This window comes from Oleiphilus sp. HI0132, assembly GCF_001635845.1.
In genome coordinates this window covers 1-25089 of the sequence record NZ_LWGJ01001056.1, presented here as the reverse complement: position 1 = coordinate 25089, position 25089 = coordinate 1, and the positions used below count along the sequence as shown (strand labels likewise).

General features: G+C 44.9%; 28 protein-coding genes. 16 read left to right on the top strand and 12 right to left on the bottom strand.

What is annotated here, in order from left to right; genetic code table 11:
• A partial coding sequence (locus A3766_RS13210) for an EAL domain-containing protein (protein ID WP_197479565.1) occupies window positions 1-1303 on the bottom strand: 1303 nt, incomplete at its 3' end.
• A 287-nt stretch (window positions 1304-1590) separates the two neighbouring features.
• Between A3766_RS13210 and urtA the strand changes: the two genes are divergently transcribed.
• The 13 genes from urtA to A3766_RS13145 all read left to right on the top strand — a co-directional run bounded on the left by urtA (window position 1591) and on the right by A3766_RS13145 (window position 13355).
• Window positions 1591-2871, top strand: a complete 1281-nt coding sequence (urtA, locus tag A3766_RS13205; protein WP_156490602.1) for an urea ABC transporter substrate-binding protein — start codon at window positions 1591-1593, stop codon at window positions 2869-2871.
• 158 nt (window positions 2872-3029) lie between these two features.
• Complete coding sequence (gene urtB / locus A3766_RS13200) at window positions 3030-4697, top strand: urea ABC transporter permease subunit UrtB (protein ID WP_068513018.1); 1668 nt, start codon at window positions 3030-3032, stop codon at window positions 4695-4697.
• The gene (urtC, locus tag A3766_RS13195) at window positions 4694-5854 is read left to right on the top strand and encodes an urea ABC transporter permease subunit UrtC (protein WP_082880368.1); all 1161 of its coding nucleotides are present in this window, start codon (window positions 4694-4696) and stop codon (window positions 5852-5854) included. The genes urtB and urtC overlap by 4 nt, the downstream gene beginning before the upstream one ends.
• Window positions 5851-6696, top strand: coding sequence for an urea ABC transporter ATP-binding protein UrtD (gene urtD / locus A3766_RS13190; RefSeq protein ID WP_068513015.1), 846 nt, complete (start codon window positions 5851-5853; stop codon window positions 6694-6696). The genes urtC and urtD overlap by 4 nt, the downstream gene beginning before the upstream one ends.
• A 2-nt stretch (window positions 6697-6698) precedes the next feature.
• Window positions 6699-7412 (top strand): urea ABC transporter ATP-binding subunit UrtE, encoded by a 714-nt coding sequence (gene urtE, locus A3766_RS13185; protein WP_068513012.1) that lies wholly within the window; start codon window positions 6699-6701, stop codon window positions 7410-7412.
• A 187-nt stretch (window positions 7413-7599) separates the two neighbouring features.
• On the top strand, window positions 7600-8502 hold the full coding sequence (locus tag A3766_RS13180) for an urease accessory protein UreD (protein ID WP_068513009.1): 903 nt from the start codon (window positions 7600-7602) through the stop codon (window positions 8500-8502).
• Window positions 8503-8527: 25 nt separating this feature from the next.
• Window positions 8528-8830 carry an urease subunit gamma gene (locus tag A3766_RS13175; protein ID WP_068512141.1) on the top strand — a complete coding sequence of 101 codons (303 nt, stop codon included), beginning with the start codon at window positions 8528-8530 and terminating at the stop codon, window positions 8828-8830.
• A 173-nt stretch (window positions 8831-9003) separates the two neighbouring features.
• The gene (locus tag A3766_RS13170) at window positions 9004-9309 is read left to right on the top strand and encodes an urease subunit beta (RefSeq protein ID WP_068512142.1); all 306 of its coding nucleotides are present in this window, start codon (window positions 9004-9006) and stop codon (window positions 9307-9309) included.
• A gap of 22 nt (window positions 9310-9331) precedes the next feature.
• The gene (gene ureC / locus A3766_RS13165; protein WP_068513006.1) at window positions 9332-11038 is read left to right on the top strand and encodes an urease subunit alpha; all 1707 of its coding nucleotides are present in this window, start codon (window positions 9332-9334) and stop codon (window positions 11036-11038) included.
• A gap of 137 nt (window positions 11039-11175) precedes the next feature.
• Window positions 11176-11655 carry an urease accessory protein UreE gene (gene ureE, locus A3766_RS13160; protein WP_068513002.1) on the top strand — a complete coding sequence of 160 codons (480 nt, stop codon included), beginning with the start codon at window positions 11176-11178 and terminating at the stop codon, window positions 11653-11655.
• Window positions 11652-12329, top strand: a complete 678-nt coding sequence (locus A3766_RS13155) for an urease accessory protein UreF (RefSeq protein WP_068512998.1) — start codon at window positions 11652-11654, stop codon at window positions 12327-12329. The genes ureE and A3766_RS13155 overlap by 4 nt, the downstream gene beginning before the upstream one ends.
• Before the next feature lie 125 nt (window positions 12330-12454).
• On the top strand, window positions 12455-13099 hold the full coding sequence (gene ureG, locus A3766_RS13150) for an urease accessory protein UreG (protein ID WP_068512995.1): 645 nt from the start codon (window positions 12455-12457) through the stop codon (window positions 13097-13099).
• 46 nt (window positions 13100-13145) lie between these two features.
• Window positions 13146-13355, top strand: a complete 210-nt coding sequence (locus tag A3766_RS13145; RefSeq protein ID WP_068509676.1) for a hypothetical protein — start codon at window positions 13146-13148, stop codon at window positions 13353-13355.
• Window positions 13356-13676: 321 nt separating this feature from the next.
• Here A3766_RS13145 and A3766_RS13140 read toward each other — a convergent pair whose 3' ends face one another.
• Complete coding sequence (locus A3766_RS13140; RefSeq protein WP_068512992.1) at window positions 13677-14186, bottom strand: aminoacyl-tRNA deacylase; 510 nt, start codon at window positions 14184-14186, stop codon at window positions 13677-13679.
• 114 nt (window positions 14187-14300) lie between these two features.
• On the bottom strand, window positions 14301-15617 hold the full coding sequence (locus A3766_RS13135) for a DEAD/DEAH box helicase (RefSeq protein WP_068512989.1): 1317 nt from the start codon (window positions 15615-15617) through the stop codon (window positions 14301-14303).
• A 229-nt stretch (window positions 15618-15846) separates the two neighbouring features.
• Between A3766_RS13135 and A3766_RS13130 the strand changes: the two genes are divergently transcribed.
• Window positions 15847-16224, top strand: coding sequence for a DUF2237 family protein (locus tag A3766_RS13130; RefSeq protein ID WP_068510255.1), 378 nt, complete (start codon window positions 15847-15849; stop codon window positions 16222-16224).
• A 168-nt stretch (window positions 16225-16392) separates the two neighbouring features.
• Here the strand turns inward: A3766_RS13130 and A3766_RS13125 are convergent, their stop codons facing one another.
• The 7 genes from A3766_RS13125 to A3766_RS13095 form a co-directional block, all read right to left on the bottom strand.
• The gene (locus A3766_RS13125; protein WP_068512986.1) at window positions 16393-17262 is read right to left on the bottom strand and encodes a nitrate- and nitrite sensing domain-containing protein; all 870 of its coding nucleotides are present in this window, start codon (window positions 17260-17262) and stop codon (window positions 16393-16395) included.
• Window positions 17259-17834, bottom strand: coding sequence for a methyl-accepting chemotaxis protein (locus tag A3766_RS13120; protein ID WP_068512983.1), 576 nt, complete (start codon window positions 17832-17834; stop codon window positions 17259-17261). The genes A3766_RS13125 and A3766_RS13120 overlap by 4 nt, the downstream gene beginning before the upstream one ends.
• A gap of 42 nt (window positions 17835-17876) precedes the next feature.
• Window positions 17877-18401, bottom strand: coding sequence for a hypothetical protein (locus A3766_RS13115; RefSeq protein WP_068512980.1), 525 nt, complete (start codon window positions 18399-18401; stop codon window positions 17877-17879).
• Between the two features lie 356 nt (window positions 18402-18757).
• Window positions 18758-19039: a HigA family addiction module antitoxin gene (locus tag A3766_RS13110; protein ID WP_369808245.1), complete on the bottom strand. Its 282-nt coding sequence runs from the start codon at window positions 19037-19039 to the stop codon at window positions 18758-18760.
• A gap of 15 nt (window positions 19040-19054) precedes the next feature.
• Window positions 19055-19333, bottom strand: coding sequence for a type II toxin-antitoxin system RelE/ParE family toxin (locus A3766_RS13105; RefSeq protein ID WP_068512971.1), 279 nt, complete (start codon window positions 19331-19333; stop codon window positions 19055-19057).
• A gap of 70 nt (window positions 19334-19403) precedes the next feature.
• Window positions 19404-19706 carry a transposase gene (locus A3766_RS13100; RefSeq protein ID WP_068516012.1) on the bottom strand — a complete coding sequence of 101 codons (303 nt, stop codon included), beginning with the start codon at window positions 19704-19706 and terminating at the stop codon, window positions 19404-19406.
• 165 nt (window positions 19707-19871) lie between these two features.
• Entirely contained in the window at window positions 19872-20909 is a 1038-nt protein-coding gene (locus A3766_RS13095; protein ID WP_068516016.1) for a metal-dependent hydrolase, read from the bottom strand.
• Window positions 20910-21576: 667 nt separating this feature from the next.
• On the opposite strand from A3766_RS13095, the gene A3766_RS13090 reads away from it, so the two are divergent.
• Both A3766_RS13090 and A3766_RS13085 read left to right on the top strand, forming a co-directional pair.
• A complete protein-coding gene (locus A3766_RS13090; RefSeq protein WP_068516019.1) occupies window positions 21577-22662 on the top strand; it encodes a methyl-accepting chemotaxis protein in 1086 nt (361 codons plus the stop codon).
• A gap of 3 nt (window positions 22663-22665) precedes the next feature.
• Window positions 22666-23250 carry a hypothetical protein gene (locus A3766_RS13085; RefSeq protein ID WP_068516022.1) on the top strand — a complete coding sequence of 195 codons (585 nt, stop codon included), beginning with the start codon at window positions 22666-22668 and terminating at the stop codon, window positions 23248-23250.
• A 37-nt stretch (window positions 23251-23287) separates the two neighbouring features.
• Here A3766_RS13085 and A3766_RS13080 read toward each other — a convergent pair whose 3' ends face one another.
• Both A3766_RS13080 and A3766_RS13075 read right to left on the bottom strand, forming a co-directional pair.
• Complete coding sequence (locus tag A3766_RS13080; protein ID WP_068516025.1) at window positions 23288-24013, bottom strand: START domain-containing protein; 726 nt, start codon at window positions 24011-24013, stop codon at window positions 23288-23290.
• 121 nt (window positions 24014-24134) lie between these two features.
• Window positions 24135-25089 (bottom strand): LysR family transcriptional regulator (locus tag A3766_RS13075; RefSeq protein WP_068642328.1); only part of this gene is annotated, 955 nt, incomplete at its 5' end.

The following is a 25089-nucleotide window of genomic DNA, read 5'->3' as shown; positions in this document are numbered from 1 at the left end:
GAAGCGCGATTGAGAAGGGAGTATCTTTATCCAGAAGTTCCATGACGCAATTCCCGATAGGGGTGTTCCCCGGGAGCATGGTCAGGATGTTTTCCTGGTGATCTGGTTTGACGCGCAACTGAGTGACCTTGCGTAATAGGTCGATGACCGTTCCGATCCCAAGAAAATGCTGCTCATTAGAGATAATAAAGTCATGCTCTGCATCTAATTGCGCGCGAGATGTGACCAGGCGGCTGACTTGCTCTATGCGCTGATGAGCGTCAACATGCAGGAAGTCTGAGCTCATTTCGCTTGAGATACACTTGGCTTGAACGACTTCTCGTCTCTGTCGCTTGGAATACTTGTTCATAAAGGGAGTGCGAAAGATAATGCCTTTTACTTTCTCATTCTCTACTACCGCAATGGAACTCATGTGAACATTGGCTTCAAGTAACTCAAAGACGCTTTGGATTGTGGTGCCGACTTCGACATGAGCTGTTGAAACAACCAAGTCGCAGGCCAAACTTTTTTGGTTGGTTTCTGCGAACAGTTCTTTGTCGAGTAAGTCATCGAGCTTGGGGGCGACGGGTGCTAACTGTGGTTTTTGAATTAAATAGCCTTGGACATTATGAACTCCTAGCTCATATAGCTTCTTAAGCTCTTTTTCTGTTTCGACCCCTTCAGCAATTAACACAGAACCAATCGAGCGGGCGACAGCTACCACTTCTTTGACCGTTTTTTGTTTGCTGGCACTACCATTTACGTTTTGAATGAAGCTGCGATCCAGTTTGATGTAATCTGGTTTTATTTCAGACCAGAGTTTATGTAACGACGCGCTTTCACCAACATTGTCTATTCCACTCAAATGGTCAACTGCGACCTCAAAGCCTTGCTCATGAAAAAAATGAACAGCTTCGATAAGCTCATTAATGTTATTGCTGGCATTCTTTTCATCAATTTCCAACACCATACGTGTTGATGGAACTCTATTGTCAGCAATGAGTTTTCCAACCTGATCCTTTAAACGACTACTGGCGATGAGCATTTCGTTGGATATGTTGATGAATAACTTGTTCTCCAGTTGAAGCTGGTCAAAGCTCTCGGCCGCTGTGTGTAGGCACATCAAGTCAAAAGGTTTTAAAATACCCGCTTCGGCAGCCGTATCAAACATTGCTGGCGTTTCTAAACCATTATCAGTCTCTGGCCCTCGTGAAAAGGCCTCCCAGCCGATGAGTTCACGCCGCTCGACATTAATGATCGGTTGGAACCAGCTGGTGATGTTATGGTGCTTCAGGATGTCTTTTACAACGAATTTTTTTTGCATGAGCTCAGGGGATATCATAGTTGTTCTTTATTAACTATTAATACTAGCAAACAATCTCTATTAGTCTTTTAATCTTTGCGGCTTATTGTAACGAGCTTTATTGAGTGTCAGTAAGAGTCGGTTTATAGAGTGAATACGTTATTTGACGTAGTCGAATTCGTCAATCAGCCAATACCCCCGAAGCAGTATATTTTTCATAATCGTTCATGAAGAGGCTATAACTCCAAATTTATAACAAGTGCCTCATTATCCAAGAGTCTTATTTTGAGGAAGGTAGAATCATGACAATGAAAAAAATGCTTAAAGGTTTAGTTCTTAGCGCAAGTGCTTCAGCATTTGCAATGAGCGCAATGGCTGCTGACACAATTAAAGTCGGTGTACTTCACTCTCTATCAGGCACTATGGCGATCAGTGAAACAACACTGAAAGACACGGTTCTAATGATGATCGAAGAGCAGAACAAAGAAGGTGGTTTGCTAGGTAAGAAGCTAGAGCCTGTTGTGGTTGACCCCGCATCGAACTGGCCATTATTTGCAGAGAAAACACGTGAACTGCTTACTAAAGACGAGGTTGACGTAATTTTCGGTTGCTGGACGTCATCTTCACGTAAAGCGGTTCTTCCTGTCATTGAAGAGTTGAACGGTTTGTTGTTCTACCCTGTTCAGTACGAAGGTGAAGAGTCGTCTAAAAATGTTTTCTACACAGGTGCTGCGCCAAACCAGCAAGCGGTTCCAGCCGTTGACTACTTGATGAATGACCTTGAGGTTGAGCGTTGGGTACTTGCAGGTACTGATTACGTTTACCCACGTACAACGAACAAGATTCTTGAGGCATACCTTAAGGCTAAAGGCGTTGCAGAAAAAGATATCATGATCAACTACACACCTTTCGGTCACTCTGATTGGCAGTCAATTGTTTCAGACATCAAGAAGTTCGGTAGCGCAGGTAAGAAGACAGCGGTTGTTTCAACAATTAATGGTGATGCAAACGTTCCTTTCTATAAAGAGCTAGGTAACCAGGGTATTTCTGCTGAAGATATTCCAGTGGTTGCATTCTCTGTTGGTGAAGAAGAACTGTCTGGTCTAGACACTAAGCCACTTGTTGGTCACTTGGCAGCTTGGAACTACTTCCAAAGCGTTGAAAGTGATGTAAACGAAGAGTTTATTGCAAACTGGAAGTCTTACATCAAAGACGACAAGCGTGTGACTAACGACCCAATGGAAGCGACCTACATTGGTTTCGAAATGTGGGCGAAAGCAGTTGAGAAAGCGGGTACTACTGACGTAGACGCAGTTGAGCAAGCTATCTTGGGTGTATCGGTACCTAACCTGACTGGCGGTACTGCTGTTATGAATACTAACCACCATTTGAGTAAGCCAGTTTTAATTGGCGAGATTCAAGAAGATGGTCAATTTGAAGTGGTTTGGGAAACTAACGGTGAAGTAATTGGTGATGCTTGGTCTAACTACCTACCAGGTTCTAAAGACCTAATTGCTGACTGGACTGACCCGGTTAAGTGCGGCAACTTTAATACTAAAACAGCTAAGTGTTCTGGTCAGAACTTCTAAGACCTGAGCTTTAGCTAGCCGGAAACATTTATTCGGCAACTTAAAAGGGGAGCACTGTCCGGTGCTCCTCATTTCTAAACCTACAACCCCGTAATTTCCCTATGATGTTTGGCTTCAGATCATATCTGAACAGACACAACAGGGAAGTTGCGTGTTAAATGAACCTAAAATGGAGTACAGCGGTGAGAATCCTGCCCTTTATTCTTGCGATAATGTTTAGCTTGGTGTTCAACCAAAGCTATGCGGCATCGAACGCCGAGAACAGTCCAAGCACTGTTGCGACAGCAATAGATAGCGAAACCCAAGCGCTCTTAAGCAAACTGACGAAAGCCAAGCTTAAGAAGATTATTCCGATCTTGAAAGACTTGGAAGCACACGCAGGGGAAACCTTGCTCCCCATGTTTCAGGTGATGCTAAAGGGGCAGCTTCATTATCTTAAGAAAGACCGTAACTCACTTATGTCGGTGAAAAAAGTTGATGGCGAAAAAGTCTTTCACGAAGTTTTCACCGGTGCTGAGTTAGAGCCATTGAAAAAGAAACTCTACAAGAAAGTTCGTGTGAATAACAAAGTGCGCTCTTATCTCCGTGGGGCAATTGCACGTATTCAGCTAAGTGCAAAGGACCCAGAGTTGCGTCTTTCAGCGCTCACTTCTTTACTATCAAGTTTGGATGAAAGCCTGATTGAAGCCATTCAAGCAGTGAAAGTGTCTGAGCAAGATGAAGAAGTATTGGAAATGATGGGGGTTGCACTTGCTATTTATGCCTTAGAAAACAGCAAAGTTCGCGAAGAACGACTGGCGTCAATTGAAACCCTGGCAGGTCGTTTGGAAAATGAGATTAAGAATCTGCTCGCCAAAATTGTTGAAAATGATAGTGATGAAGTCGTTGTGGCGGCGGCACAAAAGGCGTTAACACTGATTGAAGATCGAGTCGCTAACTTTCAGTTTGTCGATAAGCTCTTTTTCGGATTGAGCTTAGGTTCTGTCCTTTTGCTTGCTGCAATTGGCCTGGCAATTACCTTTGGCGTTATGGGCGTTATTAATATGGCGCATGGTGAGATGATCATGCTGGGCGCTTATACCACTTATGTGGTTCAGTTGCTGATGCCGAATGCTATCGACTATTCGATTTGGGTCGCTATTCCGGCAGCTTTCCTAGTGTCGGGCTTTGTTGGCATCTGTATAGAGCGAGGCGTAATTCGTCATCTTCACGGTCGTCCGCTTGAAACGTTACTGGCAACCTTTGGTATCAGTCTCATCTTGCAGCAATTGGTTCGCACCGTATTTTCTCCGCTCAACCGCCAAGTTGAAACGCCGAGCTGGATGAGTGGCTCCTTAGATATCAACCCTGTCTTATCGCTCACGATGAACCGCCTTTACATTCTTGCCTTTGCATTATTGGTGTTTGGTCTGTTGTTGTTGATCTTAAATAAGACCTCATTGGGGTTGAATGTTCGTGCGGTTGCTCAGAACCGTGACATGGCAAAAGCCATGGGTATTCGCACAGACTGGGTCGATGCAATGACTTTTGGTTTAGGTTCAGGTATCGCCGGTATGGCGGGTGTGGCTTTGAGTCAGTTAACGAACGTAGGGCCGAATCTCGGGCAAGCTTACATTATCGACTCCTTTATGGTCGTTGTGTTTGGTGGTGTTGGAAACCTTTGGGGGACCTTGGTAGCAGGCTTCAGCTTAGGTATTGCCAATAAATTTCTTGAGCCGGTTACCGGTGCAGTATTGGCTAGCATCTTGGTATTGGTATTCATCATCTTGTTTATTCAGAAAAAACCGAAAGGACTGTTTCCACAGAAGGGGAGAGCGGCAGAATGAGTATTTTAAGTACGCTGTTTGATCGCGGATTAATGGGCCGAGAAGGTCAGCCGGGGAGTCGAACCTTTCCATTTGTAATTCTTTTACTCGCCATCACTTTCCTTGCCTCTATCGGTAACTTGGTGATGCCTGAAGGTTCAGTGTTTTATGTCAGCACCTATACCATAACTTTGCTGGGTAAGTACTTGTGCTACGCCATGCTGGCTTTGGCAGTTGATATTATCTGGGGCTATTGCGGTATTTTGAGCTTGGGTCATGGTGCATTTTTCGCGCTTGGTGGCTACGGCATGGGCATGTATTTAATGCGTCAGATTGGTGACCGTGGTGTCTATGGTCACCCTGAGCTACCTGACTTTATGGTCTTTCTGAATTGGCAAGAGCTACCTTGGTTCTGGCAGGGTATGGATCAATTCTGGTTTGCGATGATCATGGTGGCATTGGTGCCTGGCTTGCTAGCTTTCGTGTTCGGTTGGTTGGCATTCAGGTCTCGAGTCACGGGTGTATATCTATCGATCATGACGCAAGCACTGACTTATGCATTGATGCTGTCTTTCTACCGAAACGAGATGGGTTTTGGCGGGACCAACGGCTTAACAGATTTCAAAGAGATACTAGGCTTTGATTTACAAGCAGACAGCACGCGAATTGGTTTGTTTGTCGCCACCTCTGTCATATTGTGTTTAGTGTTGCTTGCGAGCCATGCGATATTTAAATCACGCTTTGGCAAGGTTATTGTCGCGATTCGTGATGGTGAAAACAGAGCACGTTTTATTGGCTATCGTACTGAGCGCTATAAAGTTTGGTTGTTCGTCTACTCAGCTGTGATTGCGGCAGTAGCGGGTGCCTTGTACGTTCCTCAAGTCGGTATTATTAACCCAGGTGAATTCTCACCCATTAACTCTATCGAAATGGTGATCTGGGTAGCAGTGGGTGGCCGAGGAACTTTGATTGGTGCAGTTATTGGTGCATTGTTAGTGAATTTTGCGAAGACTAAATTCACCGCGATTATGCCAGATGGTTGGTTATTCGCATTGGGTGCCTTGTTTGTCTTCGTTACGCTTTACTTACCAAAAGGCCTGATGGGCTTAATGGAGCAAATTAGAGACAAGCGAACGCTAAAGAAGAATAAATTAGAAACCGGGGAGACAGCATCATGAATGTATTGGATACAACTCGAGAAACGATGCGTCGAGACCAAGTATGGAGTTTCATGCGCGAAGACGATGTGCATGTTGATGTATCGAAGAACGTGATTCTCTATATCGAAGGCTTGTCAGTCAGTTTCGACGGCTTTAAAGCACTGAATGACATGAACCTCTATATCAATGATGGTGAACTTCGCTGCTTAATAGGTGCAAATGGCGCAGGTAAAACGACCTTGATGGATGTGATTACCGGAAAGACCCAATGTGACGAAGGCTCGGTTTATTTTGGTCAAACACATAACTTGCTGGAAAAAGATGAAGCAGAGATTGCTCAGCTAGGGATAGGTCGAAAGTTTCAAAAGCCCACAGTGTTTGAAGCGCATACAGTTCTGGATAACCTTGAGCTAGCGCTAAAAACAAACAAGCGCGTGCTGCCCACTTTATTTTCTACACTTAGTTCGGAAGAGATAGGCCGAATTGACCACGTATTGGAAACAATTGGCTTGAAAGAGCACCGTATGATGCTGGCAGGTTCCTTATCACATGGGCAAAAGCAGTGGTTGGAAATTGGTATGTTGCTCGCGTCTGAGCCTCGTTTGCTATTAGTTGACGAGCCGGTTGCAGGCATGACGGCACAAGAAACAGAACGAACCGCTGAGCTGTTGAACTCTTTAGCGGGTGAACACACCGTCGTGGTCGTTGAACACGATATGGAATTTGTTCGATCAATTGCCAAAACCGTGACGGTATTGCATCAAGGCTCTGTATTGGCAGAGGGGACTATGGACGAGGTGCAAAATAATAAAGATGTAAGGGAAGTGTATTTGGGTGATGAAACGGGTGATGAGGCTTAATTATGATTTCAATAAACAAGGTTAATCAGCATTACGGCGGCACTCAAATCCTTTGGGACTTGGACATGCAGATCGAGCCAGGTTCACGCACTTGTATCATGGGCCGTAATGGTGTCGGTAAAACTACCTTACTTAAGGCCATCATGGGACTGCTTCCCGTCACCAATGGCGAAATATTAATGGATGGCCAGCCTTTGCAGGGAAAAACAGCGGAAGCTCGAGCACCCGCAGGTATTGGCTATGTGCCGCAGGGACGGGAGATCTTTCCATTACTAACCGTTGAAGAGAATTTACGTGTGGGTTTGCCTATTCGCAAGGGACGTTTAAAAGGTCAGGAAGGCGCGGGTGAAATTCCTCAGAAAATTTTTGATCTATTCCCTGTGCTAGGCGAAATGATGCATCGCCGCGGTGGTGACTTATCGGGTGGCCAGCAACAGCAGTTGGCCATTGGCAGAGCGCTGATTATAGAGCCTAAGGTGTTAATTCTGGATGAGCCAAATGAAGGTATTCAGCCTAACATTGTTAAGCAAATTGGCGATGTTGTGATGAAGTTAAATGAAGAAGAAGGCTTGACGGTTATCCTTGTAGAGCAGAAACTTGGCTTTGCTCGACGCGTTGGACAATCCTTTAGGCTAATGGATAGAGGCCGTGTCGTGGCCAATGACACGATGGATAAGCTGAGTGATGACTTGATTAGTAAATACTTGGCTGTATAAAGAGGTTATTACTCTCTCTACACTCTTTTTTATCGTTACCCACAGACATTTCCATAAAACGCTGTCATTCCCGCCTTCGCGGGAATGACGGGGGTCTTTGGAATGACGGGGGTCTTTGGAATGACGGAGTACTTTGGAATGACGTTTTCTAGACGACAAGAATCAAAAATATAAATGAATAACAAAAATGAACCAAGCACTCGACCCAACACTCATTGAAGACATTGTTTCTGACCACGGTCAGTGGCAGGCCTATCTGCGTTTACGCTTTGCGCAACGATCACGTGGTACACGCTTGGTTGCTAGTGAACATCAAGGTCCGCTTTACGTTCAAAAAGCGTTTTACCCTGAAGGCCCTGACTGTGCGCACGCTTATTTGCTGCACCCGCCGGGCGGCTTGGTAACTGGTGATACCCTAGATATCGACATACAGGTTGAATCTGGCAGTGAGGCACTCATCACTACGCCCGGCGCGGGTAGAGTCTATAAGGCTCGCGACGACTCGGGTGTTCAAACACAAAATATGACCTTGCGAGTCGAAAGCGACGCCGTGTTGGAATGGTTACCGCTAGAAACTATTCTTTTCCCTAAGTCTCATGCACGTATGAATACCCAAGTTGAACTGGCAGAAGGTGCTAAGGTAATGGCTTGGGAGGTCACTTGTTTTGGCTTACCGGCGAATAACTTGGCGTTCGAAGACGGTAGTTGCGAGCAGCGCTTGCAGATATGGCAGCAAGGCCGTATTCGTTTCAATGAAGCCCTCAGTTTAGCGCCAGGTGACACATCCGTTTTACATGGAACGGGTGGACTTCAAGAAAAGCCCGTTAATGCACTATTTGTTGCTGGGCCCTTCAACGAAACTATCGATAGTGCGGAGCATGAAACCATGCTTGAGGCATTGCTTATCAAACAAAGTGGTATGCCAGGAGATGATTTGCTAGCGTTAAGCATGACAGGTGAGTTTCTAACCGTCAGATACCTCGGTAACTGCACTGAACGAGCAAGAAATTTATTAGGCGAAGCATGGGCATTGGTTCGTCCAGTGCTATCGGGGCGCAAAGCCATCGAACCAAGAATTTGGTTAACTTAAGTGTCAGATTATATAAGAGTGAATTATGGAACTATTACCTAGAGAGAAAGATAAGCTACTGGTTTTCACCGCCGCGTTGCTGGCTGAAAGACGCTTGAACAGAGGCTTAAAATTAAACTACCCCGAAGCCATGGCCTACCTGACAATGGAAATTATTGAAGGCGCTCGAGACGGTAAAACGGTTGCCGAACTAATGAGCTACGGCAAAACCTTGTTGACTGAAGAGCAAGTAATGGACGGTGTCGCCTCGATGATTCATGAAGTGCAAGTCGAAGCGACCTTTCCTGATGGAACTAAACTGGTCACCGTTCACGACCCGATTTCATAAGTCGATTAATTGGCCTTTTTATTCCGTTAGTGACACTCACATAGTCACACCGGTGGTAACACTCACAACTGTCATCCCGGTGGTGTTTTAAGCCGGGATCCATGAGGGTTAGTTAGGGGATAACGCAGGAATGACACAACTATGAACGAATATCTATTGATAAGGGGACAAGTATGATTCCTGGAGAATACCAAGTCGCCGAGGGCGATATTGAACTGAATGTAGGGCGCGAGACATTAAGCTTGCGTGTTGAAAATACCGGTGACCGACCCATTCAAGTCGGCTCTCACTATCATTTTTTTGAAACCAATTTGGCTTTAAGTTTTGATCGAGACAAGACCAAAGGCTTTCGTTTAAATATTGCCTCGGGCACGGCGGTAAGGTTTGAACCTGGACAGGGCCGGGAAGTAGAGCTGGTGGCTTATGCGGGTGACCGTAAGGTCTACGGATTCCGTGGTGATGTAATGGGCGCGCTATAGCTTTGAGCTGAGGAGAGAAAAGATGACTAAGATGGATAAAAAAGCCTACGCGCAAATGTTCGGTCCAACGGTGGGTGATAAAGTTCGTTTAGGCGATACCGATCTTTGGATCAAAGTGGAGAAGGATTACACCACCTACGGCGAAGAAGTGAAGTTTGGTGGCGGTAAGGTGATTCGAGATGGCATGGGGCAAAGTCAGCGCTCATGTGCCGATACTGTCGACCTAGTGATTACCAACGCTTTGGTTCTTGATCACTGGGGAATCGTTAAAGGTGATGTTGGTGTCAAAGACGGTCGTATCGTCGGTGTTGGCAAAGCCGGAAACCCGGATGTTCAGGACGGTGTTGATATTGCGATTGGCCCTGGCACAGATGTACTCGCGGGTGAAGGCTCTATCCTTACTGCTGGCGGCATTGATGCTCATATTCACTTTATTTGTCCACAGCAAGTTGAAGAAGCCTTAATGTCAGGCGTGACCACAATGATTGGTGGCGGCACCGGCCCGTCAACCGGTACTAACGCCACAACTTGTACCTCTGGACCGTGGTACATCGGTAAGATGATGCAATCCACCGACCAAATGCCCATGAACTTTGGCTTCTTGGGTAAAGGGAATGCAAGTTTACCTGAAGCCCTAAGAGAACAGCTCGATGCAGGCGCTTGCGGCTTGAAGCTCCACGAAGATTGGGGAACCACGCCAGCTTCCATTGATTGCTGTTTATCCGTAGCAGAAGAATATGATGTTCAGGTTGCAATCCATACCGACACCTTGAATGAATCAGGCTTCGTCGATGATACCATTGGTGCGTTTAAAGACCGCGTGATCCACACGTATCACACTGAGGGTGCCGGTGGTGGTCACGCACCTGATATCATTCGTGCTTGTGCTTACCCGAATGTATTGCCTTCATCTACCAACCCAACACGCCCTTACACGCGTAACACGGTTGACGAGCACCTGGATATGCTGATGGTATGTCACCATTTAGATAGTTCTATTCCTGAAGATGTTGCCTTTGCTGACTCAAGAATCCGTAAAGAGACGATTGCCGCCGAAGATATTTTCCATGACCGTGGTGCCTTCAGTATGATTTCCTCCGACTCCCAAGCGATGGGACGTGTCGGGGAAGTGATTACCCGAACCTGGCAAACCGCTCATAAGATGAAGACACAATTTGGTTTGTTGCCAGAAGATTCAGGTTGTGATGCCGACAACTTTAGAGCACGTCGCTATATAGCTAAATACACAATCAACCCTGCGATCGCGCACGGTATCTCTCATGAGGTCGGGTCGATTGAAAAAGGTAAATTGGCCGACTTGGTGTTATGGAAGCCTGCCTTCTTTGGCATCAAACCCTCTACGATTATCAAAGGCGGAATGATCGCTGCAGCACCCATGGGGGACCCTAACGCATCGATTCCAACACCTCAGCCAGTACACTATCGACCAATGTTTGGTGCGCAAGGTTTAGCAGCGGCGAAAACCTCAGTGACCTTTGTCTCAGAAGCGTCTTTGAAGAACGATATTGGCGAGGCGCTTGGTCTTAGCCGAAACCTGAGTGCTTGTAAGAATACGCGCTCTATTCGTAAGTCAGACATGGTGTTGAATGATTGGCAGCCAGAGATCACCGTAGATCCGCAGACTTATGAAGTTAGAGCGGATGGTGAGTTGCTAACTTGTGAACCGGCAGACGAGTTGCCATTGGCGCAATTGTACACATTGTTTTAAACGCTATTTAGGCACCGACCAGTCGGGTTAAAACCCGACCTACAGGCTATGTACTAGCATGGTAGGTCGGACTTCAGTCCGACAAGGTCGAAGCCGATGAGTTCGAGGGTAAATAAGGCCTTCAAAAAAGGAAGATTATGTTAGAAGTATACGAAAGACTCGGCACGCATTGTCATGAAGAGGTTTCAGAAGTCGTCAAGCTAGACTCGGACCAGCGTGATAGAGGAAGGCTTAAATTAACGAGTGAAAACGGTGTTGATGTACGTGTCTTTCTAGAGCGTGGCAAGCCTCTATTGGTGGGAGAGTATCTCAAGTCTGAGTGCGGAAAAATTATTCAGGTTCAAGGTGCTGTTGAGTCTGTCGCGCATGCCAGCTGTGAAGACTGGCGTACTTTCTCGCGTGCCTGTTATCATTTGGGTAACCGCCATACAAAAATTGAAGTGGGTGAGCGTTGGTTGAGAATTAAGCCTGACCACGTCTTGGAAGAAATGCTGCACTTACTGGGTTTAGTGGTGACACATGAAGGAGAAGTGTTCGCTCCTGAGTCTGGTGCATATTCCAAGGGTGGGCACTCACATTCACACGGTCATTCTCATGATGGACATTCGCACGAATGAGTAATCCTTTAGCCCTGTCACGTTTGCTGCAGTTAAGCTCGGTTAGCCTACCGGTAGGTGGCTATGCCTTTTCGCAAGGCATGGAGTATGCAATAGAGTGTCGTTGGATAAAAAACTTCAACGATGCCGAGTCCTGGATTCGACTTCAAATGCGAGAAAGCCTGGCCAAAGTCGATCTGCCAATTTTACGTGGTGCCATGGAAAGCACGGCTGAAGAAGACTGGCAGCGTTTTATGTTTCTTAATGATTTATCGATCGCATCCCGGGAAACGAAAGAACTACGGCTAACAGATACGGCAATGGGCGCTGCTTTATTGCGACTCTTGAAAAGCTTGGATTTTGACTTGCCAGAATGCGTCACTCAGGAAGGCGAAGAACACAGCTTTGCGACCTTATTCGCTTATGCGGCGCAAAAGTGGGGAATCGTTTTTGAAGATGCGGCCAATGGTTTTGTCTGGTCATGGCTAGAAAACCAGGTGGCAGGGGCCACTAAAATGGTGCCTTTGGGTCAGACTCAAGCTCAACAAATGCTGACCTTGTTTCAACCAGAGATTGCAGAATCGATTGCTTTGGCTGAACAAATAGATGAAGACAAAATAGGCGGTGGTCTACCCGGATTGGCCATAGCCAGCGCCTTACATGAACAGCAATACTCAAGGCTTTTCCGTTCTTAGTTGAAAAGCTTACGATCACGTCCCCTATAGTCATTCACGCGAAGGCGGGAATCTAAGGTCTTAGGGGGAATTAAAACAATGGATCCCCGCCTGCGCGGGGATGACGAAAAATATAGGATATAACAATGGCAAAAAAACAAACGCTACGAGTCGGTGTCGGGGGCCCTGTTGGTTCAGGTAAAACCGCCTTATTGCGCTCACTTTGTGCAGCATTAAAAGATCACTACAATATTGCAGTGGTAACCAATGATATTTATACCCAGGAAGATGCTTTATTCCTGACGCGTCACGAAGCTTTGGATGAAGACCGAATCCTGGGTGTTGAAACGGGTGGCTGTCCACATACCGCGATTCGTGAAGATGCCTCAATGAACTTGGCTGCGATTGATGAGCTGATGAAGCGCCATGGAGAGCTCGATGTCGTTTTTGTAGAAAGTGGCGGTGATAACCTTAGTGCGACCTTTAGCCCAGAACTATCGGACTTAACTATCTACGTGATTGATGTATCAGCAGGCGATAAGATTCCACGTAAAGGTGGCCCAGGCATTACTAAGTCCGATCTGTTGATTATCAATAAAATAGACTTGGCTCCACTTGTTGGTGCTTCGCTAGACGTAATGGATCAGGACTCAAAGAAGATGCGCGGTGAACGTCCTTTTGTTTTCTCAAACCTTAAGAAAGCTGAAGGTCTAGACAAAATTATTGATTTCATTATTAGCGAAGGCATGCTTGAGGCCAAAGAAATTCCACCTGCAAAAGCCGTGGTTTGAGTGCTTGACGACTTAGAATAGAATTAGACTAACTTAGGAGAACACAATGAAATTGAAAACCTTAATGACACAAGCAAGTGCCTTAATCGCCATGATGATGGTGAGCCTTGCCTCACTCGCTCACGAAGGTATGCATGCATCAGGGCAGGCGCACGTGGGCGAGAGCCATATGGGCTTAATGGAAGTTTCTTTGGCCGTGATGGCAATGCTAGCAGTTGGCGCATGGGCATTGAAAGAAGCTAAATCTAAGAAGTAGCATTTAGAGTCAGTCCCCGTGTTTCTGTATGCAGAGCCTTTCGTGGCTCGCATGCGGGCTAGCACGGGGAGTCCAGATAAGGGATGCAACCCTCTGCCTCCTCAAAGGTCAAAACATTAAAGACTATTCACCACCGAGAACACCGAGCGGCATAGGGCCTCCACCGAGAAGACATATAAGAGTTATTAAGGTTGATCTTTACTCTGTGCAGCGAAGCGCTCTGTGTTCTCGGTGGTTCAATGTGTTTACAGAGCCTTCCACGGCTCGCAGGCCGGCTAGCACAGGGTTGATCAGCGAGGGTCGGAACACTCTGCCTACAAACTAGTGTATTAACTGCGTTCTCGCCTCATAAAACTCTGTCGGGCAACTAATCACATCATTTTCCTGAAGCCCCATGAGCTGCATAAATGCGCCATGGTTAACATGAATCAGGTTATGGTGGTCGCCACTTTCAAAGTAAATACTAGGCATCTCTTCCAAGCTTTTATCCCAAACTACTGGTAAGCCATAGACTTGGCCTAGTGCAGGAACCGCACCTTCTTCGCAATCATCAAATAAGCTTTTGAGTTCACACTCATCGACCAAGCGATAATGCGAGGCCTTGCCCATATGCTGGTTGAGCAGATCAGGAACAAGCTGATGTGTTGCAGGTATGACACAGAGTCGGTAGTTATCGCCATCGTGGGTGATAACGGCTTTTGCCATTTGTTTGGCTGGCACGTTAGCAAGTCTGGCACTAGCTAAACTGGTATGAGATTCAGGGTGTTGAATGAGGTCGTAGTGCACGCCAACGCGCGACAAGTGAGCTTCGATTCTAGGAGCAATAGACATAACAAGCACCTCCATAAAAGCGAGTGAATCATCATTGTAACGCTGCGAAAGGTGTTAGGCCAAGAACCCTTTGTGCTTAGTCGAGTGCGCTATAGGGCAAATGGCTATAGCGCACTATCTATCACCCCATATGGTTTTATTTGTGGTCTTTGCAGGGCGCTTAGCGCTGGTGCTCGTTGTATTGGGCTTATTGCGGTTAATCTTCTTTTTTGGGGAGTCCTGTTTTTTCTGCTCAGTCTTTTTATTCGCTGGTCGCTTATTCTTCGGTACGTAATTTAAAATAGATACGGGCACGACTTTTCTCACAGGGAAGCCTTCAATTTCTTTTCGCTCAATAATATGACCTAGCCGGCTCTCTATTGCACAAAGATTCTTAAAATCTCCCATTGAGACAAATGAGATCGCTTCGCCAATGGCACCTGCTCGGCCTGTTCGTCCAATTCTATGAATGTATTCCTCAGGCTTAAAGGGCAGGTCATAGTTAACCACTCGGCTTAACTTACCAATATCAATTCCGCGTGCAGCGACTCCGGTAGCCACCAAGAACTTAATTTCGCCAGATTTGAAATCATTCAGTATTTTAGCTCGCATTGCTTGGCTACGGTCACCGTGAATTGCTTCTGCGTGAATACCTCGTTTGCCTAACTGAGCGGCAAGTTTCGCAGCGCCATGTTTTTTCTCAATAAAAATTAGCGCCTGATCCCACTGATTCTCAATAATGAGATGACTCAATAGCGCAGACTTTTTATCTTTATCGACCGTAATCAACCACTGGTCAATGGTGGTCGCGGCAGTTGCCTCGGGCGAAATGGCGATTTCCAAGGCTTCGTCTTTAACCGTCTTAGCGAGGAAGCGTACGTCATCGGTTAGGGTTGCAGAAAACAACAAGCTTTGACGCTCGCTCGGAAGGCGATCAATGATTTTATTGATCTCATCAATAAAACCCATGTTTAGCATTCTATCGGCTTCGTCTAAGATCAGGACTTCTAGTTCGTCAAAATGAACTGCACGGTCATAGACCATTTCAAGTAAACGTCCTGGCGTCGCGACCAGAATATCAACACCTTCAATGAGTCTCTTTTTCTGAGGCTCTGCAGCGATACCACCGTACATAGCCATTGACTTTAGGTTGAGGTACTTCCCGTATTGCGTAATATTGGCTTCAATTTGCTCAGTCAGCTCACGAGTCGGGGTAATAATTAATGCTCGTATGCGCTTGCCGCGATAGTTGTAGGGAACATTAAGTTTTTCAAGCAATGGCAGCACAAAGCTCGCTGTCTTACCTGTACCGGTCTGAGATGCCGCGACCACATCTCTGCCAGCTATGATAGCTGGGATAGCTTTACATTGAATAGGGCTTGGTTCGGTGTAGCCTTTGTCTGTGATGGCCTTTAGAATGGGATCGCTTAATCCAAGCTTAGAAAATGGCATGTACACCTCAGTATCGCGTTAATCTAGGGAGTGGATTGTGCCAATAGGCTGGGTTGAAAGCTATGGTTATTTTTTGAGAGACAAGCATGGTAAGAGAAATTCGTATTGCACAAGCAACATTATCAACATATCCATGTATTATTCGGTTAGACATTTGGAAGACTAAGGCTCAATGCGATGAATGCATCAATAGTCAAAAGCTTAAACAGTTAGTAAGCGGAGAAGCAATATGGATATGGACGAATCAGTAAATGTACTTGGCGAAGTCTTGGAACTATGTGGAAGCGACCCCGTCACAGGGTATTATCGAGATGGAAAATGTAATACCTGTGAAGCAGACACAGGTTCACATACGGTTTGTATCGAAGCGTCTAAAGACTTCTTAGAATATTCCAGGTTTAAAGGGAACGACCTGTCTACACCAGTGCCTGAATACGGCTTTCCCGGCTTGAATCCCGGCGATACCTGGTGTCTATGCGCGGTTCGTTGGTTGCAAGCTCAAGAAGATGGTATGGCACCCAGAGTTCACTTAACTAAAACGCACATAAAAGCCTTGGAAGTCATTCCCTTGGAGCGGCTAAAGCCTTATGCGGCAGACCTAAATTAAGTCTCTGTCTCGGTGCTTGCAGCACTTTTTGACTGATCTAGACGGCCTAAATAATAGTGCTCTATTAGAATAGAAGCGATAAGGGAACACCAAGTTTCTATGTTGGTTTGAGTGCTAATTGGCGAACGTGCGATTAATTTTCTAAGTAAATGGCTAGAAATACCCTGATCAATCAATGCTCGTTGATAACTTAGTGGATGCCAGGTCAAAGAGCTCATTCAAAGGTGCGATAGCTGCGCTCGCCAGTTGAAAGAAATCTGCTCCTGAACGACTATCTACCGAAGAATTGAGCAGCTTGGTTTCGATAAAGCTCTGTAGTTCGGAGATTTTTGTTTGAGCGTTTTTAATCGCTGAGGTCGAGTGCTTATCATCTAGAATGATCACTCTTTTTTCGCCGGGCTTTCTTTCAAGAAAAACCTTATTTAGCGATTCAAACTGAGTGCTTACACGGTCATTCAAGTACTTCAATTTTATTCGGTCTAGAGCTGAACTCTTTCCTTCGGAAACAATACCCATACCGATGGCTCGGGTTTGGCCTATTGATTCAATCGTATCGAGTAACTCCTTCCATATTACATCTAAGCCTGCTTCACGAGATAATGCTACGAGCAGACTATTCTTTTCAGTTTGGTTTTCAATCAAATAGAGCAGATTTGTGATGAGTCGGTTATGTTGGTCGATATTGTTGTTTGCTTCAATTGTTAGGGCACGTGTTTCAAGTCGCTGCCAATGACTTGATATACCTTCAAATAACTTGTCTTTTGTCAGTGATGGGTGATTGCTAACTAATGATGCCCATAGTTTGTTAACGTCTGCTCTCACGGTTTTTATATCTGCTTGTAATGTTTTCTCACCGTGAAGATAGCCTGTGGTTAAGCCGCGATGTTTTTGAATTTGAATCAATAAGCTTTTGAGTGAATTGAGCTGCGCCAAACAGTTTTTAAGTTCCAGTTTTTCGGCATGTTTTTTTCGATTGGTACTAAACCAAACCAGCACACTTGCAATGACTATGAGGACTAAGGAGAGGGTAATGATCATAAACTGTTCTCCATTGGTTCTTTTGATTGGCTTGATTTATTTGCCAGGTATTTGGCGATATTAACCGTTTCGTCAGCGATTGCTGTATTCTCATCTGCTTGTGATAGCAGTGTTTCAACATTGAAAGCAACTTCGTTGGTTGCGTAGCTTTGTTGCTCTGTTGTCGTAGATATATGAGAAATCTTGTCACATATTTGATCGACGACTTTATCGAGGGTACCTAGATTGGCTTCAAGGTTTTGGATGCTATGATAGTTTTCTCTGGCTTTACTGACGACATCATGGACCTGCTGTTTCACACTGCCCATCTGCTTGTGAGATAACTCAATACTGTCGCTAATATCGTTTGCTGATTCTCGGGATCTGATTGCCAGATTTCGAACTTCATCGGCCACGACTGCAAAGCCTCGCCCATGCTCACCAGCGCGTGCCGCTTCGATTGCAGCATTTAAAGATAGAAGGTTGGTTTGATCGGCAATTTCCCGAATGATGTTAGACATTGCTGCAACATTGTTTGACTGCTCAAACAAGACATCCACCATTTTGACGCTTTCTTCAGACAAGGCAGTCATCTTCTCAATCTCAATGCAGGCTTTTTGCGCTTCGGCACGCCCTTATGCAATTTGCTTACGTGAAGTATCAATGTCGGCATGGGTTTCTCGAACTTGCGTTGCAACATCGCTCACGCTGGCACTCAGTTGAGTGACTGCTGCAGCCGAAGAGGAGATTGCCTGCTTTTGTTCCATGGCATTTTTTGCCGAGGTTGAAGCGCTGATCGATAACTCACTCGCCATATGGTTAAACTCAGTAAAGTAACCGTCTCTATGCTGAACAGAGCGTTCTTGATTGAGTAAATAGTGGCGTAGTGCTTCCAGGACGGAGTGTCCAGATCGAGAATGGAGAGGGAGGTCTCGGTGTTGTACACCGTTTTGTTGAAGTAAGCGTGAAACATCTTTGAGAGGTGCAAAAAACTGGTTTCGTTTATAGATCAGGAATATAGATGAGAGCCCAGAAAGAGCAATAAGAAAAACGGTCCAATATGACGAGGGCTGTATTAGCCACGATGTTAGTGTAATGATCGTTAGTAAGGCGATAAAGGGAGTACTGTCTAGTTTCTCAGCCCAAGGCATATTTCGCATGACAAAGCTCCTCTTGGAAATGCCGATGAATTTGAGTGTTTGTATTACAGAGGAGCAAGTACTATGCCGCAGAGTAACTAAGGATTGTTACTGTTTGTAAGGTCTACGGACGACGCTGGTCTTAGCGGGTTTGAGTGTGAGGAGCAATAATAAGGCATAGTTTATTGTTGGGGTTTTTGCCCTACTAAAATGCGAGATGGATCGTTGTGGTGCATGAATTCACACATTAGCTGCTAAATTTTTTTATTCCAACGTGCCTCCTTGGTATTTCTGAACCGCTAAACTTTCGCAGAGCAAGAGGCACTTAAGGCAGGACATACACCCATAAGTCTACAAGATCTAACTCGTCTTATATGCTAGGCGGCAATTAAAGGCTTTACATCGAGTTCACTTCGATTAGCTTCCGCCTGCCACAAATCATATTGTGTTTGCTGATTCAACCAACTTTCAGCTGATGTATTAAACGCAATCGAAAGCCTCACCGCCATTTCAGGGCTAATACCTGCTTTACCGTTAACAATACTAGAGAGTGTTTTTCGACTAACGCCTAATGCTTCAGCCGCTGCAGTGATACTTAGCTCGAGAGGCTCAAGACAAAGCTCTTTAATAATCTCGCCTGGATGTGGAGGGTTGTGCATTAGCATAATTTCACCTCAGTGATAATCTTCGTAATTTACAATTTCTGCATGTTCCCCATTGAAACGGAACGTCACCCTCCAATTCCCACTAACACGAACAGACCAAACATCTGAACGCTTACCAGATAAGGAGTGCAGAAATAGCCCCGGTAAATTCATATCATCTGGGGAAGTAGAAGCATTAAGTCGGCCTAAAATAAGTTTTAAACGCTTAGAGTGCTTTACTTGAATACCTGAAGTTTTTCCTGCTTTGAAGAACTTCTCGAGGCCTTTGTGTTTAAATGATAGAATCATAAGCCGAATTGTAACCTGATACGACTCAGTTATCAATAAGAGTAATCGGGGTCAGAGTAACATTTACCAATCAACCTTCAATCCTCGGCCTACCCGCTTTTCCAGGAACCACTCGACGATGATACCTTCGCTCAATCTGTTCCTTGAACCCTTCACTACCTATCGCTATTCCCTTGTTAACCGCCTCGCGTATATCTGTGATCATTTCTTCATCTACATGATGCCTAAACAATTCTCTATAATTATTTAACCTTTCATCAGTCGACTTGCCCAGTGCCAAATACTCTTTATGCGGGTTCAATAACCCTGATACTTTACCTAAAGCATTACACTGATAACTTGACCAATAATAATCACCTGGATCTTCAACCATATTGGCGACTACTGGATTTAGCTAAATATATCTATAACATTCCAATAAGTAGCGCTCTGATTCAACTAAGCTGCTTTAAGGGGACTGAGGGATTCTTTTTTAATCAGAGTTCTGTACCAACTAAAAATCCGTTAACTGATTACTTTATAATCCCTCCGTCCCCTTTTACTGCTGCGGATGCAGTGAAACACTTGAGTCCCAAAGTCGGTCCCACAGTAATGTAAGCTTTGTCCAATCAAGTGAATCGTTGACACGTATGGCTTTGATAGGCGAAATAGTCGATACTTGAGTATCTTGGTTTACTTGTTCTGCAATGGCGAAATTGAATGCATAAGCGCCTTCAACGCCCATTCTTAGGTCAGACATGACTATTCGATCTTCACGAGTTTCAGCTTTGTAAAAACCTTTGGTAAACCATACCAGTCGTTGGGCATCCCAATGGCTTTCTAAGCCTTTTAATAACTCGGTGCCTTTAGGGTAGGTCTTAAATTCGATTGTATTCGTGTCTTCCCAAATACTCACATGTGAGATGCTGTAACGATCGCCTTCATCTATCACTATTCGCCATAAGAAAGAGCTCAATGGCATAGGTGTACTGATGGTAGATACGACTTTGCTTGTTCCTTTCTGATTGAGCCAAGCGGTGGCAATTTTCTCTTCCGCGATATGTTTTGCAAAGACGCCCCAGCATAGGTATAGCGATGAAATAGCGAAAGCTGAGGTGGTGATCATGGTGGCTTTCTTTGAAATCCAAGTATTCCTGTAGGCGAGAAACAGCGCAAGTAAAAGCGGCAGCGTATAGAATGGGTCGATAATAAATACGCTTGATAAGCCAAAGGGGTGCTCTGTTAGCGGCCAGAACAATTGAGTTCCATATACGGTGCAGGCGTCGAGTAGGGAGTGAGTCCAAAAAATCGCGAGAATCGCAATGAACCATTGCTTGGATATTGGACGATAGCTTGGGCGAAAGTGCAGTATTAACCATGTTAGTAGGGGCGCCACAGCGATCTGGATAATCAGACTGTGGCTAAAGCTTCTATGATAGGTAAAGTCTTCAACTTGGCCCCCAAAAGGAATAAGTACGTCAAGGTCTGGCAAAGTCCCCAGAATTGCCCCGATAATTGGAGCTGTACGGCCGATATGTTTACCTAATAATGTATGGCCAACAGTGGCGCCTAGTGCTGCTTGGGTTAGTGAGTCCATGTTTGTCTTCTTTCACATCTATATATTTTACTTATCTACTGTTTACGACTCCCATGATACACCTAGATGACCAAATATAGATCACATAATATGTGATCCAAATACTAAACATTGACGTAATACCTAGTGTTGTTCATAAAAACTGTTGATGAGAGATTGGTGACACTATGGCTAGGTTAATAGAATCCAAAGAAACCCTTGATGCAATTAGAGTTAAGGCGCTATCTAACGCTAAGGAACTCGGTACTTATAACACGCGTTCTTCCTTTCAGTTAGGACGGAAAGTTTTAACTTTCTCAGAATTGTGCCACCGCTCACCTCGCAGGCTTTTTTAGTCTGTTAGCACCATTGCGTTGCATCTTCAGTTCTGCAAGTAATCATTGCACTTTGCTTGGGCGTGACTCTTCCTTGTCGCACTTTAAATAGCACTCGCCTGTATTTCTGTTTCTTACGTACATCTTGTTACATATTAATTTGCTTAATAAAAACAATTGATTAGCTTCGTGTTAAGTGGTCTGCCTTGATGTGATTTTACTAGTGGGCATGGCTTTTGCCCCTTCTTTGATGTTGATGACATTTATTGTCCTTTAAATCAGGAAAAAGAATGGGTCTAGAAAGTTATGTCTACTGCTCGGCGTTATCCTAAACATATTTTGTTTTTATTGTCATGTCCCTTGCCTGTGTGAGTGCTAGCATTTTGATTTCAGGTGTTACCTGGAATGCCTTGCTTATTGCCTTGCTTGGTGTCATTGCTCTTGCTTTGATGCTTTGGCAATGTGCTTCTGCCCAGGCATTGCAGCAGTTAGCGCATTTGCTTCAACTTCCGGATAGTCAGTATCGCGATTTACCTTTAGAGGGTTTAGGTAAAGATGAAAGCCTAAAAGCCTTCAAGGATTATTTACTTAGCCATGAACGCTCAGAACAAAGCAAGGAGGAGTACTTTGCTGAGTTTGTTCATATGGCCAGAGAACTCTCAATTAGTGCCTTGTCGGCATCAACCAATGCAAAAGAGCAAAAGGCTTCGATTACCTCATCAGCAGCGGCTGTGACTGAGTTGAGTCAGAGTGTGGAAGATGTAGCGGCACAAATCAAATATGTTCACGACGACATAGAACGCTCGCGTGAGCAGACAACTGAAGGTATCGCTGAGGCCCAATCTGCCACAAATGAAATAAGCCGTATGGTCGGTTTATCTAAAGAAAGTGAGGTACTGGTTACAGAGTTGTTGGAGCATACCAACAATGTCGCAGCGATGTCGAAAATCATCATTGATATATCGGAGCAGACTAACTTGCTATCGCTTAATGCTGCGATAGAAGCGGCGCGAGCAGGCGAACATGGGCGAGGGTTCGCTGTGGTCGCAGACGAGGTTCGAAGTCTTTCAATTCGTTCTAGAGAGTCAGCTAATGAAATAACCGAAAGCATCAATAATGTGCAAAAACGAATGGTAGGCGTTACCGATAAGTCTTGTCAGGTAATGCGTGCTGCAGAAGATAACGCTGCGCGTATCAACCAGCTTGAAGGCTCTTTGGGAACGATCGCAAATATGATCGATAGCATTACAAACAAAATGCTCGTGATTTCGACAGCAACGGAGCAACAGAATATTGCAACGCGTGAAATCTCCGAAAATGTTGAGGCTTTATTAGGTAGGGCAAATGACAATTCCGTCATTGCAGATGAGACAGTTAAGGTTGCAGAGTATCTTGCAGACCGCGCTGAACGCTCACAAGCTAGTATAGAGAAGGAGTAAAGTTTGTCAGGTTTATTAATAGCGTTCGTCACCATTATTCTTGGGGTGCTTGTTTGTGTTAAGGCGATGAGCAGTAAAAAACGTAAGCACATTGAGGCCTTGTATACCAATATTGGATTGGTTAAAAACTTAAAGGTATTACTTATATTCATTCAGCAACATCGAGGCCTAACGACGGGTTATCTTCATGGTGATCGGTCTTTAGATAATGCTGTCAGGCAGGCGAAGCAACGAGTCGATAATCAGTGGCGAGTAATTGAGAACGACCACCCCTTAATTATAGAGGATCAGTTGTTCGAAGGTATCTCAACTCACTGGAAACGTCTGTCGTTTCGTTGGCAGCAGAAAGCAGTGACCAACAATATTGAACAGCACAATCGGCTTATTATCAACTTGCTGTACCTGATAGAAAATCAAGCAGAAAGTTATCTACCCATGCTTAGTTTTGGTCGTGACTCTGGGTTAGATGTTATTTGGAAGGAATTGCTTGAGACAATTGAAGCGATTGGGCAAACGCGTGCTATTGGTATGGGGGTCGTAAGTTGGATCAAACAGAAGATAATAGGCGTCTGTCTTCAGCACTTCTAAGTCCATCAACCCAACAGGCAACGCAATCCCATCTTTCTTAGCTTTCAGTTCCCGAGTCATTATAGTTAATTACCCAGTCAGAAGTCTTATGAAATTCAGGTGACTCAAAACGATGTCTCATGTTTAAGACAGATTCGTAGAAGACATCTTCCAATAGAAAGTTCACAATAAATGCCGGAATAAAACCACCCGGCTCAGTATGCCCTTGCCAGACGATTCTGGTTTTCTCGTTGCCTTCAGGAATCAGTACTAGTTCATTATTAACTTTAGGTGTTCGAATAACACCTTCATTTTTGGGTAGAGCATCGCCTTCAAACCATTCTTTAATTCGAACGACTTTTGAATCAGTTTCCTGTGTTAGTTGCTGGCCTGCGACGATATCTCTGTCAGCCAGTGGCCAGGGTAAACCCATTCTCATATAGATTTTTCTGGAACGTTCATCGTCAAAGGGCTCGATTTCATATGCGTCTACCATGTCTTTGACCCATTCAGGGAAGGTCTTGATATCAGAGAAATTGGCAACAATATTAGATAGCTTTGATTGCACCACTTGCTCTGCTTTAAAGGCAATAAAGTCACTGCCCGGCCAGTCGCGGGTAAACACCTTGATGCCATTTTTTTCTAGCATTAAGTCCCAACCGCTATCGTCCAGGGCCGGAGGGAGGTCAGTTCGATAGGCTTCAAGCTCAGCAGAGACGGTCGTAGAAAAAATACTTAATGTGACCATCAAATATTGAACGGTAGAAAGTACAGTATGTTTCATGAATTTATTACCTAACTAAGCAGTGTCTAAATCATTTTACTTTGAAATTTAGACCAGTAATGTGAGTTGCTCGGCATTGTTTCTTACTGACGTGATACAAGGAATATGTCTCGATATGTGGTTATTTATATCTATCATGCCGCGCATAAAGTTTGTCATAGATAAACTGTCTGAACCAACGATGCATTGGGTCATGGTGCATCCGTGCGTGCCAAAACATGGCGATCTCTAAGGGTGGAATGGGGAAAGGAGCGCTAACGACGGTAAACTTATCCTGGTCGACATAACGTCGAATAAAACCACTGGGTAACAGAATCATATAATCGGTCGCGGCGATGATTTCCAGCGCAGCAAAAAAGTGTGGCACCGTGAGCGCGACCTTTCGTTGTTGACCAATGCTTTTAAGGTAGTCATCAACCGGACTTTTGCTGGTGCCTGAGGAGCTAATTACGATATGGTTCATACCAATATATTCTTGTAAGTCTATCTTTCCTTCAGAGGGATGAGACTTCCTGATAACGCCTGCGTAGTTATCTTGAGCAACGATGCGTTGGTGTATGTTATCGGGTGGAGAGGTGACGCCACCAATCATCAGGTCTACCTGATTATGTTCAAGCTCAGTGAGTAGGCTTGAGCGCCAATCAACTGTTGATAAACTTAACTTTGGTGCGGCTTCTTGCAATAGCGGAACTAATTTTGGTAATAGGTTATTAGTGCCATAGTCGGTCGTTGCAAGTCTTAAGGTACCTTCGTAATCTTTAGGGCTGAACTCGATAGGGTCAAGTAAAACACTGATTTGCTCGAGTGCCTGATTCACTAAGGGAAGCAGTTGTTCAGCGTTCTTAGTCAGTAATAAACCTTTTCCAGAGCGCACAAGTAATGGGTCTTGAAAGGCTTCTCTTAGTTTACCCAAGGTTCGGCTAACTGCTGATTGTGTGAGGTTTAATTGTTCTGCCGCCCGTGTGACATGCTTTGTTTCCAGCAACAGTTTTAATACTACAAGGCTATTCAGATCGAACTGGCGAAGTGTGACTAGATTCATGAGCAAGGCTAACCCACAGCTATTGGTATGATTT

Coding starts and splice junctions, on each gene's coding strand:
- urtA (WP_156490602.1), top strand. CDS start 1,591: ATGAAAAAAATGCTTAAAGGTTTAGTTCTTAGCGCAAGTGCTTCAGCA.
- urtB (WP_068513018.1), top strand. CDS start 3,030: ATGAACCTAAAATGGAGTACAGCGGTGAGAATCCTGCCCTTTATTCTT.
- urtC (WP_082880368.1), top strand. CDS start 4,694: ATGAGTATTTTAAGTACGCTGTTTGATCGCGGATTAATGGGCCGAGAA.
- urtD (WP_068513015.1), top strand. CDS start 5,851: ATGAATGTATTGGATACAACTCGAGAAACGATGCGTCGAGACCAAGTA.
- urtE (WP_068513012.1), top strand. CDS start 6,699: ATGATTTCAATAAACAAGGTTAATCAGCATTACGGCGGCACTCAAATC.
- A3766_RS13180 (WP_068513009.1), top strand. CDS start 7,600: ATGAACCAAGCACTCGACCCAACACTCATTGAAGACATTGTTTCTGAC.
- A3766_RS13175 (WP_068512141.1), top strand. CDS start 8,528: ATGGAACTATTACCTAGAGAGAAAGATAAGCTACTGGTTTTCACCGCC.
- A3766_RS13170 (WP_068512142.1), top strand. CDS start 9,004: ATGATTCCTGGAGAATACCAAGTCGCCGAGGGCGATATTGAACTGAAT.
- ureC (WP_068513006.1), top strand. CDS start 9,332: ATGACTAAGATGGATAAAAAAGCCTACGCGCAAATGTTCGGTCCAACG.
- ureE (WP_068513002.1), top strand. CDS start 11,176: ATGTTAGAAGTATACGAAAGACTCGGCACGCATTGTCATGAAGAGGTT.
- A3766_RS13155 (WP_068512998.1), top strand. CDS start 11,652: ATGAGTAATCCTTTAGCCCTGTCACGTTTGCTGCAGTTAAGCTCGGTT.
- ureG (WP_068512995.1), top strand. CDS start 12,455: ATGGCAAAAAAACAAACGCTACGAGTCGGTGTCGGGGGCCCTGTTGGT.
- A3766_RS13145 (WP_068509676.1), top strand. CDS start 13,146: ATGAAATTGAAAACCTTAATGACACAAGCAAGTGCCTTAATCGCCATG.
- A3766_RS13140 (WP_068512992.1), bottom strand. CDS start 14,186: ATGTCTATTGCTCCTAGAATCGAAGCTCACTTGTCGCGCGTTGGCGTG.
- A3766_RS13135 (WP_068512989.1), bottom strand. CDS start 15,617: ATGCCATTTTCTAAGCTTGGATTAAGCGATCCCATTCTAAAGGCCATC.
- A3766_RS13130 (WP_068510255.1), top strand. CDS start 15,847: ATGGATATGGACGAATCAGTAAATGTACTTGGCGAAGTCTTGGAACTA.
- A3766_RS13125 (WP_068512986.1), bottom strand. CDS start 17,262: ATGATCATTACCCTCTCCTTAGTCCTCATAGTCATTGCAAGTGTGCTG.
- A3766_RS13120 (WP_068512983.1), bottom strand. CDS start 17,834: ATGACTGCCTTGTCTGAAGAAAGCGTCAAAATGGTGGATGTCTTGTTT.
- A3766_RS13115 (WP_068512980.1), bottom strand. CDS start 18,401: ATGCGAAATATGCCTTGGGCTGAGAAACTAGACAGTACTCCCTTTATC.
- A3766_RS13110 (WP_369808245.1), bottom strand. CDS start 19,039: ATGCACAACCCTCCACATCCAGGCGAGATTATTAAAGAGCTTTGTCTT.
- A3766_RS13105 (WP_068512971.1), bottom strand. CDS start 19,333: ATGATTCTATCATTTAAACACAAAGGCCTCGAGAAGTTCTTCAAAGCA.
- A3766_RS13100 (WP_068516012.1), bottom strand. CDS start 19,706: ATGGTTGAAGATCCAGGTGATTATTATTGGTCAAGTTATCAGTGTAAT.
- A3766_RS13095 (WP_068516016.1), bottom strand. CDS start 20,909: ATGGACTCACTAACCCAAGCAGCACTAGGCGCCACTGTTGGCCATACA.
- A3766_RS13090 (WP_068516019.1), top strand. CDS start 21,577: ATGTCCCTTGCCTGTGTGAGTGCTAGCATTTTGATTTCAGGTGTTACC.
- A3766_RS13080 (WP_068516025.1), bottom strand. CDS start 24,013: ATGAAACATACTGTACTTTCTACCGTTCAATATTTGATGGTCACATTA.